This is a genomic window from Enterobacter sp. SM3 (genome assembly GCF_009811935.2).
Lineage (GTDB): Bacteria > Pseudomonadota > Gammaproteobacteria > Enterobacterales > Enterobacteriaceae > Enterobacter > Enterobacter asburiae_D.
In genome coordinates this window covers 3123654-3138051 of record NZ_CP099971.1, presented here as the reverse complement: position 1 = coordinate 3138051, position 14398 = coordinate 3123654, and the positions used below count along the sequence as shown (strand labels likewise).

Below are 14398 nucleotides of genomic sequence, written 5' to 3'. Positions count from 1 at the left end.
AAGAGGCCATTATGAAATTATTAATTCTTGGCAACCATACCTGCGGCAACCGTGGCGACAGCGCCATCCTGCGCGGTTTACTGGATGCAATTAACACCCTTAAGCCTGAGACCGAAGTGGATGTGATGAGCCGTTATCCGGTCAGCTCATCCTGGTTACTGAACCGCCCGGTGATGGGCGACCCGCTCTACAGCCAGATGAAACAGCATAACAACGCCGCGGGCGTGATGGGCCGCGTGAAGAAGGTGCTGCGTCGTCGCTACCAGCACCAGGTGCTGCTTTCCCGTGTGACCGATACCGGCAAGCTGCGCAATATCGCTATCGCGCAGGGCTTTACCGATTTTGTTCGTCTGCTGTCCGGCTATGACGCCATTATCCAGGTGGGCGGTTCGTTCTTCGTCGATCTCTACGGCGTGCCGCAGTTTGAGCATGCGCTTTGTACGTTCATGGCGAAAAAACCGCTGTTTATGATTGGTCACAGCGTCGGGCCATTCCAGGATCCGCAGTTTAACCAGCTCGCGAACTACGTCTTCGGCCACTGCGATGCCCTGATCCTGCGCGAGTCGGTCAGCCTCGACATGATGAAGCGTAGCGAAATTGACACCTCAAAAGTTGAGCACGGCGTGGATACCGCCTGGCTGGTGGATCACCAGGACGACAGCTTCCAGCCGAGCTACGCGGTGCAGCACTGGCTCGACGTGGCGGCGAAACAGAAAACCGTCGCCATAACCCTGCGCGAGCTGGCGCCTTTTGATAAACGCTTAGGCACAACGCAGGCGGCGTATGAGAAAGCCTTCGCCGACGTGGTGAACCGCGTGCTGGACAGCGGTTACCAGGTGCTGGCGCTCTCAACCTGTACCGGTATCGACAGCTACAACAAAGATGACCGCATGGTGGCGCTGAACCTGCGCAGCCTGGTGAACGATCCGTCCCGCTATCACGTGGTGATGGACGAACTGAACGACCTGGAGATGGGCAAGCTGCTCTCCGCCTGCGACCTGACCGTGGGCACGCGTCTGCACTCCGCCATTATCTCCATGAACTTTGGCACGCCGGCCATTGCCATCAACTATGAGCACAAATCAGCAGGCATCATGCAGCAGCTTGGCATGCCTGAAATGGCCGTGGATATCCGTCATCTGCTGGATGGTTCGCTGGGTGCGATGGTGGGGGACACCCTGGGTCAACTGCCTGCCATCAATGAACGCCTGGCCGTGGCGGTGAAAGCCGAGCGCGAGAAGGGCATTGGGATGGTGAAATCGGTACTTGACCGCGTGCGGGAGGGGAAATGAAGGTTGGTTTCTTCTTACTGAAATTTCCGCTGTCGTCTGAAACGTTTGTCCTGAACCAAATCACCGCGTTTATCGATATGGGATATGACGTGGAGATTATCGCCCTGCAAAAGGGCGATACCCAAAATACCCATGCAGCGTATACCCAGTATGGGCTGGAGGGGAAAACCCGCTGGCTGCAGGATGAGCCGTCCGGGAAGCTGAGTAAGCTGCGCCACCGGGCCAGCCAGACCTTACGCGGGATCCACCGCGCGTCGACGTGGCGGGCGCTGAATGTTTCCCGCTATGGGTCCGAATCTCGCAATCTGATCCTGTCGGCCATCTGCGGGCAAACGACGCAGCCGTATCGTGCCGACGTGTTTATCGCCCACTTTGGCCCGGCGGGCGTCACCGCCGCGAAGCTGCGTGAGCTGGGCGTGATTGACGGTAAAATTGCGACCATCTTCCACGGTATCGACATTTCCAGCCGCGAAGTGTTGAACCACTACACGCCGGAGTATCAGCAGCTTTTCCGCCGCGGCGACATGATGTTGCCGATCAGCGACCTGTGGGCCGGACGCCTGAAAAACATGGGCTGCCCGGGAGAAAAAATTGCCGTTTCGCGAATGGGCGTGGACTTAACGCGCTTCACTCGCCGTCCTGTAAAGGTGCCGGGAAAACCGCTGCAGATCATCTCCGTTGCTCGTCTGACCGAGAAGAAAGGCCTCCATGTGGCCATTGAAGCCTGCCGCCAGCTGAAAGCGCGCGGGGTGGATTTCCACTATCGCATTCTCGGCATTGGGCCGTGGGAGCGTCGTCTGCGCACGCTTATCGAACAGTATCAGCTGGAAGATGTCGTAGAGATGCCGGGCTTCAAGCCGAGCCACGAGGTCAAGGCCATGCTCGATGAGGCGGATGTGTTTCTGCTGCCCTCGGTGACGGGCGCCGATGGCGATATGGAAGGCATTCCGGTGGCGTTGATGGAGGCGATGGCCGTAGGTATTCCTGTGGTATCAACCCTGCACAGTGGGATCCCGGAGCTGATTAAGTCTGACCATTCCGGCTGGCTGGTGCCGGAGAATAACGCGATGGCCCTTGCGGACCGATTAGCTGCCTTCAGCGACATCGACCAGCAGGCGCTGGAGCCCGTGCTCCATAATGCCCGACAAAAAGTGGAAGCCGATTTTAACCAGCAGGTGATTAACCGCCAGTTAGCGAGCCTGCTGCAAACGTTGTAACGCCGAGGATGTATGCTGAAAAAGATTACCCGACGCACCTTTGTCTCTTCTTTGTCCGTTCTGGCGGCCACGCCGCTGCTGTCGTCACGCATTGCGCGGGCGGCAGCCGGAAGAACGGTCTCTGTTAATCAGTACAATAATAACGACTGGATCGCCGCCTTTAAGCAGGCGTTTAATGACGGCGACACCGTCGTTGTCCCTGCCGGGCTTACCTGCGAAAACATCAATACGGGCATTTTCATTCCCGATGGTAAAACGCTGTTGATCCGCGGGGCGTTAACCGGCAACGGGCGCGGCCGCTTTGTTCTGCAGGAAGGCAGCAAAGTAATAGGCGAAGGTGCTGGTCGCACGGAGAACATTACGCTCGACGTTCGCGGCTCTGACTGCGTCATCAAAGGGCTGGCCATGAGCGGATTTGGCCCGGTGACGCAGATCTACATCGGCGGCAAGAAACCGAGCGTGATGCGCAATTTGCTGATTGATAACATCAGCGTAAGCCAGGCCAACTACGCCATCCTGCGCCAGGGTTTCCACAACCAGGTGGATGGCGCCCGCATCACCAACAGCAAATTTAGCCATCTGCAGGGGGATGCGATCGAGTGGAACGTCGCCATCAACGATCGCAATATCCTGATCTCCGATCATGTCATCGACAACATCAACTGCACCAACGGCAAGATCAACTGGGGCATCGGCATTGGCCTTGCCGGCAGCACCTACGATAACGACTATCCGGAGAAGCAAACCGTCAAGAACTTCGTGGTGGCCAACATCACCGGCAGCAACTGTCGCCAGTTAGTGCATGTTGAAAACGGTAAGCATTTTGTTATCCGCAATATTAAGGCCAAAAATATTACTCCCGACTTCAGTAAAAAGGCGGGAATTGATAACGCCACGGTGGCTATTTATGGCTGTGATAATTTCATTATTGATAATGTCGATATGGTTGACAGTGCCGGAATGTTAATCGGCTATGGGGTGATAAAAGGCGATTATTTGTCCATCCCGCAGAACTTTAAGCTCAATAATATCCACCTCGATAATCGCCAGCTTGCGTATAAATTGCGCGGAATACAGATTTCATCCGGTAACGCCACCTCGTTTGTGGCGATAACCAACGTGGAAATGCAGCGTGCAACGCTGGAATTACACAACAAGCCGCAACATCTTTTCTTACGCAACATCAATGTGATGCAGGAAGCCGCTGTGGGGCCTGCCCTGAAGATTAACTTCGACCTGCGCAAGGATGTGCGGGGTAAATTCATGGCGAAAGACGAGACCCTGCTGTCGCTGGCGAACATAAAAGCTGTGAATGAGAAGGGGCAGAGTTCGGTGGATATTGACAGGGTCGACCAGCAGGTGGTGAATGCGGAAAGGCTGAACTTTGCGCTTCCTTCCTTCAGAAAGTAAGTCTTGACGTCACATCTCATTGAGTGCGCGGTAACTCCTAAAATTTGTTACTGAACTCAGCGATTTTAGGGTTTATAATCCGTGCCACATTTTCGTCAGTTCTGTCTTATCATTAGCGATACCTCAGGGAATACAGTGATTACCGGAGGTTTGCCAAACACACATAACGCACTGAGTGGTTTATGAACGATAAAGTTTTGTTTATTGGCGCGTCCGGTTTCGTTGGGACTCGTTTGATCGAGATTTCTAAGGCTGAGTTTGATGTCACCAACTTCGACAAACAGCAAAGCCATTTCTACCCTGACATTACTGTTTCCGGGGATGTGCGCAATCAGGAGCAACTCGATCACGCTCTTGCCGGTTTCGACACGGTGGTATTACTCGCTGCCGAGCATCGTGATGATGTTAGCCCAACCTCGCTCTACTATGATGTAAACGTTCAGGGGACACGTAACGTACTGGCAGCTATGGAAAAAAATAATGTTAAGAACATTATTTTTACCAGCTCAGTTGCCGTTTATGGTCTCAATAAAGTCAATCCTGATGAATCCCACCCGCACGATCCTTTTAACCACTATGGTAAAAGTAAGTGGCAGGCGGAAGAGGTACTGCGCGAATGGTTCAACAAAGCTCCAGAAGAGCGATCTCTGACAATTGTTCGCCCAACGGTCATTTTTGGTGAACGCAATCGAGGCAATGTCTTCAATCTTCTTAAGCAAATTGCGGGTGGAAAATTCGCAATGGTAGGAGCCGGAACTAACTATAAGTCTATGGCTTATGTCGGTAATATTGTTGAGTTTATCAAATTCCGATTGAGCAACGTCAAACCTGGCTACGACGTATACAACTATGTCGATAAACCCGATCTGAATATGAATCAGCTGGTTGCCGAGGTAGAAAAGAGCCTTAGCAAAAAAATCCCATCAGTTCATCTCCCTTACCCTTTAGGGATGCTTGGCGGTTATTGCTTTGATATTCTTAGCAAAGTTACCGGAAAGAAGTATGCGATAAGTTCCGTACGTGTCAAAAAATTCTGTGCCACCACTCAGTTTGATGCCACGAAAGTGCACACCTCAGGTTTTAAAGCGCCTTATACCTTATCTCAAGGGCTGGACCGTACGTTGAAGTATGAGTTCGTTCATGAGAAGAAAGATGACATCACGTTCGTTTCTGAGTAATGACTTAGAATCTGGGATTTGTCGGAAACAGACTCTGCGTCTCCTTTATTGATATGGTTTCCGACGATTCTGGGTCACACTCATAGCGTAATGAGCTTAAGTTATGAGAGTTCTGGACTAAACGTGATTTGCATTCGACGTAGTAGACTTTCTTCATCAGGCATTTTTCCTGACACGGTTTATACTTCGTCAACCATTTTAAGGTGGAAGAGATAATGATCAATTTGAAAGCAGTCATTCCGGTAGCAGGTTTGGGCATGCATATGCTGCCAGCCACAAAAGCCATTCCTAAAGAGATGCTGCCGATTGTCGACAAGCCAATGATTCAGTACATTGTCGACGAGATTGTTGCTGCAGGAATCAAAGAAATCGTTCTGGTTACGCACTCGTCCAAGAACGCGGTAGAAAACCACTTCGACACCTCTTACGAACTCGAAGCGTTGCTTGAGCAGCGCGTTAAGCGCCAGCTGCTGGCGGAAGTTCAGTCTATTTGTCCTCCAGGCGTGACCATCATGAACGTGCGCCAGGCGCAGCCGCTGGGTCTTGGCCACTCGATTTTGTGTGCCCGTCCGGTTGTGGGTGATAATCCATTCATCGTTGTGCTGCCGGATATTATTATTGATACCGCTTCTGCCGATCCGCTACGTTACAACCTGGCGGCAATGGTGGCACGTTTCAATGAAACGGGTCGTAGCCAGGTGTTGGCGAAACGCATGAAAGGTGATCTCTCCGAGTACTCCGTTATTCAGACTAAAGAGCCGCTGGAGACGGAAGGGCAGGTGAGCCGCATCGTTGAGTTCATTGAAAAACCGGATCAGCCACAGACGCTTGATTCGGACCTGATGGCGGTTGGTCGTTATGTTCTGAACGCAGATATCTGGGCGGAACTTGAAAAAACCGAGCCAGGCGCCTGGGACCGTATTCAACTGACCGACGCGATAGCTGAGCTAGCGAAGAAGCAGTCCGTGGACGCCATGCTGATGACCGGCGATAGCTATGACTGCGGTAAGAAAATGGGGTATATGCAGGCGTTCGTGAACTATGGGCTGCGTAACCTGAAAGAAGGGGCGAAGTTCAGAACCCGTATTGAAAAGTTGCTGGCTAATAACGACTGATATTCCTGCCACGGCTTGAACCAGCGGCAGTCATCATTAAGGTGTGTTGAAGCATATCCATAATGATGACTGCCGTTTTTCGTTATTAATACTAATGATAACATTGAGTTATCTGATTCAAGCCTGAGCAGGTTTGTAGCGATTTGTGCTTGTTTCTAAGGTCGTTTAGGACGACAATTAACGCCAGTTTTTGTCTGTATCCAGACAAGAAAAATCATTTAATCAAACACCGCTCAGTACACTGGTAGCTGTTAAGCCAGGGGCGGTAGCGTGCTCAATTTCTGAAACGTTTCTAAATGGTCAGGTTTCAGAGCGTCAGTATCCAGACATTTCCAACAGACGGAACAGATAACGTGAAAATTCTTGTGACGGGCGGTGCCGGCTTTATCGGCTCAGCAGTTGTACGACATATTATTAAAAATACCCAGGACGACGTCGTCAATGTGGATAAGCTGACCTATGCCGGTAATCTTGAGTCGCTTAGTGAAGTCAGCGAAAGCGACCGCTATGCCTTTGAACATGCAGATATTTGCGACAAAGACGCTATGGATCGCATTTTCGCAAAACACAAGCCTGATGCGGTGATGCACCTGGCAGCTGAAAGTCACGTCGATCGTTCAATTACCGGCCCGGCTGCGTTTATCGAAACCAATATCGTCGGCACCTATGTGCTTCTGGAAGCCGCTCGAGCGTACTGGTCTACGTTGGATGAGCAGGCGAAGAAAACGTTTCGTTTCCATCACATCTCTACCGACGAAGTGTATGGTGATTTACCGCATCCTGATGAACATCCGGAATCAACTGAGCTGCCACTCTTCACAGAAACCACCGCGTATGCACCAAGCAGCCCGTATTCAGCGTCGAAAGCCTCCAGTGACCATCTCGTGCGTGCCTGGCTTCGTACCTACGGTTTCCCGACTATCGTCACCAACTGTTCGAATAACTACGGCCCGTACCATTTCCCGGAAAAACTGATCCCGTTGGTTATTCTGAATGCGCTGGAAGGTAAAGCTCTGCCAATTTACGGTAAAGGCGATCAAATCCGTGACTGGCTGTATGTAGAAGATCATGCGCGTGCACTCTACACCGTTGTCACTCAAGGGAAACCGGGTGAAACGTACAACATTGGCGGCCATAACGAGAAGCAGAACCTGGACGTGGTCCATACGATTTGCGATCTGTTGGATGAAATTGTACCTAAAGGGACATCTTACCGCAGTCAGATCCGTTATGTAGCTGATCGCCCAGGCCATGACAGAAGATATGCAATCGATGCGCACAAAATAGCTGAAGAATTAGGCTGGAAACCACAAGAGACTTTTTACAGTGGCATTCGTAAAACGGTTGAATGGTATCTCAATAATCAAGGGTGGATTAATAATGTGAAAAGTGGTGCTTACACATCTTGGTTATCAAAACAATATGGAGATAATGAATGAAGGGTATAATTCTCGCTGGTGGCTCTGGTACCAGGCTGTATCCTGTAACTTTAGGAGTATCTAAACAACTTCTTCCCGTTTATGATAAACCAATGATTTATTATCCCTTGTCCGTTTTAATGCTGGCAGGTATCAAAGATATACTTATAATAACAACACCTGAAGATCAGAGCGGTTTTGTAAGACTTTTGGGGGATGGCAGTCAATTTGGTATTAATTTGAGTTACGCTATTCAACCAAATCCTGATGGTTTGGCACAGGCTTTCATTATAGGTGAGAATTTTATTGGGCAAGAGCCAGTCTGTTTAGTACTAGGCGATAATATTTTCTTCGGACAAGGATTCACACCTAAATTAAAGCTGGCGAGTAGTAGAATAAGTGGGGCAACAGTCTTCGGCTACCAAGTCATGGATCCACAGCGGTTCGGTGTGGTTGAATTTAATAGTGATTTCAAAGCAATAAGTATAGAGGAAAAACCAGCTCAGCCTAAGTCTAATTGGGCGGTGACGGGACTCTATTTTTATGACAATAACGTCATTGATATTGCAAAAAATATAAAACCGTCGGCAAGAGGCGAGTTAGAAATAACAACAGTCAATGAAATTTACCTTAACAATAATAATTTAAATGTCGAATTGTTAGGTCGCGGTTTTGCATGGCTTGATACCGGCACCCATGATAGTTTAATTGAGGCCGGAAGTTTTGTCGAAACAGTTCAAAAACGTCAGGGTATGATGGTAGCTTGTCCAGAAGAGATTGCTTGGCGAAATGGATGGTTAAATGATGAGACCCTTACGGCTATTGGTTCTAAATTAGCAAAAAACCATTATGGACAGTATTTATTAAAATTAGTAAAAGGGCATTAAAATACAATGAATTTGATTCAGCTAAACAAAAAAGGTGATGACAGGGGTGCATTGGTAGTTATTGAGCAAGAAAAAGACATACCGCTTGATATCAAGCGGGTCTACTACATGTTTGATACGACACCAGGCGTCAGAAGAGGCTTTCATGCCCATAAAAAACTAACGCAAATAGCTGTTCCTGTTAAGGGATCTTGTAAGTTCTTGCTTGATGATGGAAAACAAGTTGAGCATGTGCTTTTGGATTCACCGACGGTTGGATTAATAATCGAACCCATGGTTTGGCATGAAATGTATGATTTCAGCGACGATTGTGTCTTAATGGTTCTGGCCGATGATTATTATGATGAAAGTGATTATATTCGAGACTATGCTTCTTTCAAAGCGATCACTGACCTCAAAAATTAAAACGACTAGGGTTAGTGAAAAGCCAACATTAAAAAAATTTACTTTTTGATATACAGTACAAATTATAGGGTGTGTTATTAGATGATTAAATTTCTTGATCTTCAAAAAATAAATCAGGTTTATCATGCGGAGTTAATGAGTGCATTCGAATCTGTGTTAGATTCGGGATGGTATGTAATGGGAAATCATCTCCAAAAGTTTGAGTCTGAATTTGCTAATTACTGTGGTGTTAAACACTGTATTGGTGTAGCGAACGGCTTAGAAGCTCTGGTGTTGGTTTTACGCGCCTGGAAAGTAATGGGTAAATTGCAAGAAGGTGACGAGGTTATCGTACCATCTAATACATATATTGCTTCTATTCTTGCAATATCTGAAAATAATTTAACTCCAATACTTGTAGAACCTGATGTAAATACTTTTAACTTATCTCTAGAAAATATAAAAGCAGCTGTTACGACAAAAACAAAAGTGATCCTTCCTGTTCATCTTTACGGTCAGATTTCACCGATGAAAGAAATACAGGAATATGCTGCTGCAAACAATATATTAGTTCTTGAGGATTGTGCGCAATCACAAGGAGCTGAGCAGTTTAAAATCAAGGCAGGCAGTTGGGGGGATGCAGGTGCGTTTAGTTTCTACCCGGGGAAAAATTTAGGTGCTCTGGGTGATGCTGGTGCGATCACAACGAGTGATGATGGCTTAGCAGATACACTAAAAGCTCTTCGTAATTATGGCTCACATGTAAAATATCAAAATCTCTATAAAGGGGTAAATAGTCGACTGGATGAATTACAGGCAGCGCTTTTAAGCGTCAAATTACCAAATTTAGATAATGAAAATAAACGCAGAAGAGATATAGCTAAGAAATATCAAGAGAATATTACTAACGAAAATATTACTCTTCCAGTTCATCCTGACAATGAAGTTTCACACGTATGGCATTTATATGTTATTAAAACAGTAAATAGGGATAGTCTTGTTAACTATTTGAATGATCAGGGAATACAAACCCTTGTACACTATCCGATACCTCCTCATCATCAAAAGGCTTACTCAGAAATTTCACATTTATCCTTACCTGTCTCAGAAATGTTGCATAATTCCGTACTCTCTTTGCCAATTTCGCCAGTTATGACCGATGATGAGGTCGACTTTGTCATTCATAAAATAAATGGATGGCAAATTTGAATTTTGCAAAAGTAACTATTTTTAGCGGAATATTGACACTTCTGCGACTATTATGCGGTTTCGCGATATCAAAAGTTGTTGCAATATATACAGGTCCAGTGGGGATTGCGGGATTAGGGCAATTACAAAATCTGGTGACGTTCATAAATGGTTTTGTATCCTCTCAGGTTTCACAGGGGATAAACAGATATTCCGCAGAAAATAAAAATGATTATGAAAGTGCAAAATACTACTGGAGAGCTGCCTTAAAGCTCTCTGTAGTAGCATGCCTGTTTATCATTTGCTTGGGGTGCATTCTATCAAGTAATATATCAATGCTTTTATTTTCAACGAAAGCTTATTATTGGATAGTCATACTTGCTTTGATTGTTGTACCGCTAAATGTTATAAATAATATATTCTTGGGTGTGCTCAATGGTCTTGGAGACCATTATAGGTTTTTTGTTGCTAATGGATGTGCTGTTGTTTTTTCTGCCATCTCTATGATGTTATTGGTATATCTTTTTGGGTTAAAGGGAGCATTGATTGCTGCGGCATTGAATAATGCAATTGCAGGCCTATGGCTTGTATTTGTAGTCATGAAATGCGATTGGTTCAAATATCATTTCTGGGTTGGTAAAACAACCTCGTCTCATATATCTGAAATGAGAAATTATTTTTTCATGGGCATAATTGGCGCACTGACCGGCCCTGTATCTCTCATTCTAGTGAGGACTATTTTAACCAAAGATTTTTCAGCAGAATATGCTGGCTATTGGCAGTCTGTATCGAAGTTATCTGAAGCTTACCTGGCAGTCCTGACAACCGCACTAACTGTATATTATTTCCCCAAAACAGCAGCCGCCAAGACAGTTAAAGAACATATTTCTGTTTTAAAAACAGGCTGTCTCATTGTTATTCCCTTTGCCTGCATGTTTGCTATGAGTATATTTTGGGGTAAAGAATATATATTGAAGATATTATTCAGTTCGGAATTTATTGCAGCAAAACAATTGTTCTTATTTCAGAATTTGGGTGATGTTTTCAGAATAACAAGTTGGTTATTTGCAACAGTGTTATTAGCTAAGGGATATTTTAAGATTAATGCTATACTGGAGATCACCTTTTCAATCTTATTTCCCTTATTAACGTGGGGGTTAACAAAGTATTTCTCATTTACTGGGGTAAGCATTGCATACTGTATAACCTATTTAGGTTATTTAATAGTTTCTATACTTATATATATTGCTCATATTAAGAGGCTACAAAAGGTTAGTGATATAGCATGAGTGAAGAATATCCATATAAATGTTCAGTCATAACACCAGTATATAATGAAGAGCGAAATATTAATGCTTTTCTAAACATGCTGTGTGAAATATATGACCCTCAAATACAGTTCGTACTCATTGATGATGGTTCTACTGATAAAACATTTGAGATCATCTCTAATGACTCTTTTATACGTAATAATAAAAATATCAGGGTTATTAGCAAAAAAAATGGAGGTGCTGCAGAGGCGCGCCTTGTAGGGATTAATAACTCCGAAAGTAATTTTATTGTTTTTTGTGATTGCGATGACAAACTTGATCAATTTTCTATAAAAAAAGCATTGGCCGAATTTGAGAACAATAAAGAAATTGATCTGGCTTTATTTGATTATTATGTGTGTTCTACTCAAAAGGAGCCCACACGTTTTAACTACACAATTCAAAATTGGCCGATTTCTGGATATACTGCATTCGAGAATACAATTTCGTTATGGGGTATTCATGCGTTTGGTATATATCGGAAAGAGACGATTCTGGCTGGCTATAATGCAATCAAAAATATTGCTGGAGGTTTAGCTAATAATGTCAATGATGATGAGTTAATAGCTCGGATGGCTATGTTAAATGCCCGAAAAATTACTCTATCTGAAGGGAAGTATTATTATGCAGAAAACACACTTTCAACAACCAGAAGAGTTAATAGAAATTTGTTTAAAATGGCATTTACAGCTCAACGATTAGCAGACATCATCACCGATACTCCATCATTAAGCTTGTTAATTCCTGCCGTTCATTTGTATATGATCAGAGTTGCTACTAATTTAACAATAAAAAGGTCCCTCTGGCGAAAAAAAATAAATAATAAAAGTGAATGGGATCTGGCGGTTTCCAGTTTAATTCAGAAAGTTAAGCTTAAAAATATAATAGAAATTACTAAGCATAATAAAAAATTACTAACTTGGTCTCTCTTCAAGTTTATGGTACTTAAGGCTATATATGGATTTCGAAATGTTAAACCATGAAGAAATGGTGTCTATCGTAATAGTGACATATAATTCTGCTGATTTTATTGAAGAAACGCTAGATAGTTGTTTAAAACAGACTTATTCTAACATTGAAATTATAGTTTCTGATGATAACTCGGCAGATAATACTGTCAATTGTTGTAAACAATGGAATGAAAAAAATAATTCACAAGTTAAATTTAAACTGATCACTAGTGAACTACGAGCTGGGATACCTGCTAATTGTAATAGAGGTGCGATGGCTTCATCTGGTAGCTGGATTAAGTTTTTAGGTGCAGATGATCTGTTAGAAGCTACAGCAATTGAAGATCTAATGGCTTCAAGAAAAAGTAATACCGGTATTGTGTTTTCCCGATTTGAAACATTTGGAGAAAATGTTTCAACTGAAGTTTTCCCATATTCCTTTACATGGAATTTAATAAAGAATAAGTCGGAACAAAATTCTAAATACTCAGACTGGCTCTTCTTACTTGGTTTTTCAAATGTTGCTCCAGGGGTAATGATATCCAGAGAAACATTTGACAAGTATCATGGGTATGATGAAAGTTATTACTTGCTAGAAGATTTACCTCTTTGGTATAAATTATTTTCGAATAATGAATGTATTTCATATTGTTCAGTAATAACTGTAAAGTATCGTATTCATCAAAACCAGGTAACGTCTTCGGGCATCAGCGAGTTATTAAAAAAAGATTTATTAAAGTTTAATGTTTCAGTAAGAAAAAGATACAAAGCTCCTTATGTTCATAACTTAATTCAGATCATAGCTAATTCAAATAAAAGATTGAGGTTCTTGAAATATATTGATCTTTTTCAATGGTATATATCTTTATATAATAGGTTATGTAAATAATGTTTATTTTATCGCAATGTATGCCGCTTCTGTTTTTGTCATTACTTTGGCCAAACTTTAAGGCTTCTTTAAAAAGAATAGTCGCTTATTCTTTGGTTTTTTTATTGGGCGTGGCTTACACCGCTTTTTACCTTAATGGAGAAGATTGGGTAAATTATTATGTAAACTTTTTCACTCGTGAAGGAACTGCATGGTTTGAGCCTGGATTTTATTTATTGTATTCATGCTTGTCATTCTTGTCTCATTATAACTTTGGCATCACAACGCTCCTGTTTTTCCTGTTGTCATTTGCTATACTTACTAAGTTTGTCCTTGATAATAAAGACTGTAATTTACCATTTTTTTTACTATTGCTTATTATTTGTTTTGGTAATACATTAATTTTAGAGCAGTTAAGACAGTTTGTTTCCGCAATATTAGCACTATGTGCATTAACTACTAGATTAAATTTAAACAAAAAAAAGTCTAATTTCTATCTTTTGCTTGCAATAGCATTTCATGCATCAGCAGTTATTGTCGGATGTGCATTTCTTTTGGCGAGCATAAAGAATTCTAAAGCTTTTATATTTATTTCTCTCTCTATAGCCTCCTTTCTTTTGCTGTTGCTGACCAGTGACTCTCTGGTGAATATAGGTGTGCAGTTACTGCCTGTTATTTTTCTCAAGATTAAAGTTTATCGTGAAATCACAGATTTAACATTACATGTTGGACCTTCTCTTATTTTCTCAATTATTTACTTATTATATCAATTTAAAAACATTGGAGAGCTAAAATATACTGGAGATTATTCAGTTGTATTCTTAAAAAGACAGCTTTTCTTTGGAGGCTTGGTCTTCTTGGTCGGTATTTTTATACCTTTCATGTCACGAATGTCGACTTTTTTTATTATATTTTTATTTTATGATGTCGCGATTAATAACTACTTTAAATATTTTCAGATAGGTAGAAAAGTTGTGTTGAAGTTTGTGTTGGTTTTGTTTTATAGCTTATTTAGTATGGCTTCATATTTTAAAAACGATATAGCTCCTATTTCCTTTGATAACTTAACATTTAATTTCATCCCGTTTGTATTAAATGATGTCAACTATGATTCATTAGTATATGAAACCTATTTCAAAAATGCTCTGGTGACAAGCGAGCTCATATCGGATAAGTAATGA

At 43.4% G+C, this 14398-nt stretch carries 13 protein-coding genes; all 13 read left to right on the top strand.

The features are described 5' to 3' along the window. Positions 1-11 precede the first annotated feature (11 nt). Positions 12-1292: a colanic acid biosynthesis pyruvyl transferase WcaK gene (gene wcaK / locus GVO84_RS14765; RefSeq protein WP_033145972.1), complete on the top strand. Its 1281-nt coding sequence runs from the start codon at positions 12-14 to the stop codon at positions 1290-1292. Continuing rightward, positions 1289-2509 carry a colanic acid biosynthesis glycosyltransferase WcaL gene (gene wcaL / locus GVO84_RS14760; protein ID WP_159514530.1) on the top strand — a complete coding sequence of 407 codons (1221 nt, stop codon included), beginning with the start codon at positions 1289-1291 and terminating at the stop codon, positions 2507-2509. Before wcaK ends, wcaL begins: the two co-directional genes overlap by 4 nt. 12 nt (positions 2510-2521) lie before the next feature. Continuing rightward, a complete protein-coding gene (wcaM, locus tag GVO84_RS14755; protein WP_159514529.1) occupies positions 2522-3919 on the top strand; it encodes a colanic acid biosynthesis protein WcaM in 1398 nt (465 codons plus the stop codon). A gap of 182 nt (positions 3920-4101) precedes the next feature. After that, a complete protein-coding gene (locus GVO84_RS14750; RefSeq protein WP_159514528.1) occupies positions 4102-5097 on the top strand; it encodes an NAD-dependent epimerase/dehydratase family protein in 996 nt (331 codons plus the stop codon). A 215-nt stretch (positions 5098-5312) separates the two neighbouring features. Next, positions 5313-6212, top strand: coding sequence for a GalU regulator GalF (gene galF / locus GVO84_RS14745; RefSeq protein ID WP_159514527.1), 900 nt, complete (start codon positions 5313-5315; stop codon positions 6210-6212). A 353-nt stretch (positions 6213-6565) separates the two neighbouring features. After that, positions 6566-7651: a dTDP-glucose 4,6-dehydratase gene (gene rfbB / locus GVO84_RS14740; RefSeq protein ID WP_061714800.1), complete on the top strand. Its 1086-nt coding sequence runs from the start codon at positions 6566-6568 to the stop codon at positions 7649-7651. Further along, complete coding sequence (gene rfbA / locus GVO84_RS14735) at positions 7648-8517, top strand: glucose-1-phosphate thymidylyltransferase RfbA (RefSeq protein ID WP_159514526.1); 870 nt, start codon at positions 7648-7650, stop codon at positions 8515-8517. Before rfbB ends, rfbA begins: the two co-directional genes overlap by 4 nt. Before the next feature lie 6 nt (positions 8518-8523). Further along, entirely contained in the window at positions 8524-8922 is a 399-nt protein-coding gene (locus GVO84_RS14730) for a sugar 3,4-ketoisomerase (RefSeq protein ID WP_061714802.1), read from the top strand. Positions 8923-9003: 81 nt separating this feature from the next. Beyond that, a complete protein-coding gene (locus GVO84_RS14725) occupies positions 9004-10110 on the top strand; it encodes a DegT/DnrJ/EryC1/StrS family aminotransferase (RefSeq protein WP_159514525.1) in 1107 nt (368 codons plus the stop codon). Then, positions 10098-11378, top strand: a complete 1281-nt coding sequence (locus GVO84_RS14720; protein WP_159514524.1) for an O-antigen translocase — start codon at positions 10098-10100, stop codon at positions 11376-11378. Before GVO84_RS14725 ends, GVO84_RS14720 begins: the two co-directional genes overlap by 13 nt. Continuing rightward, the gene (locus tag GVO84_RS14715) at positions 11375-12382 is read left to right on the top strand and encodes a glycosyltransferase family A protein (RefSeq protein ID WP_159514523.1); all 1008 of its coding nucleotides are present in this window, start codon (positions 11375-11377) and stop codon (positions 12380-12382) included. Before GVO84_RS14720 ends, GVO84_RS14715 begins: the two co-directional genes overlap by 4 nt. Next, entirely contained in the window at positions 12369-13238 is an 870-nt protein-coding gene (locus tag GVO84_RS14710; protein ID WP_159514522.1) for a glycosyltransferase, read from the top strand. The genes GVO84_RS14715 and GVO84_RS14710 overlap by 14 nt, the downstream gene beginning before the upstream one ends. Next, complete coding sequence (locus GVO84_RS14705) at positions 13238-14395, top strand: EpsG family protein (RefSeq protein ID WP_073961499.1); 1158 nt, start codon at positions 13238-13240, stop codon at positions 14393-14395. Before GVO84_RS14710 ends, GVO84_RS14705 begins: the two co-directional genes overlap by 1 nt. Positions 14396-14398: the final 3 nt, after the last annotated feature.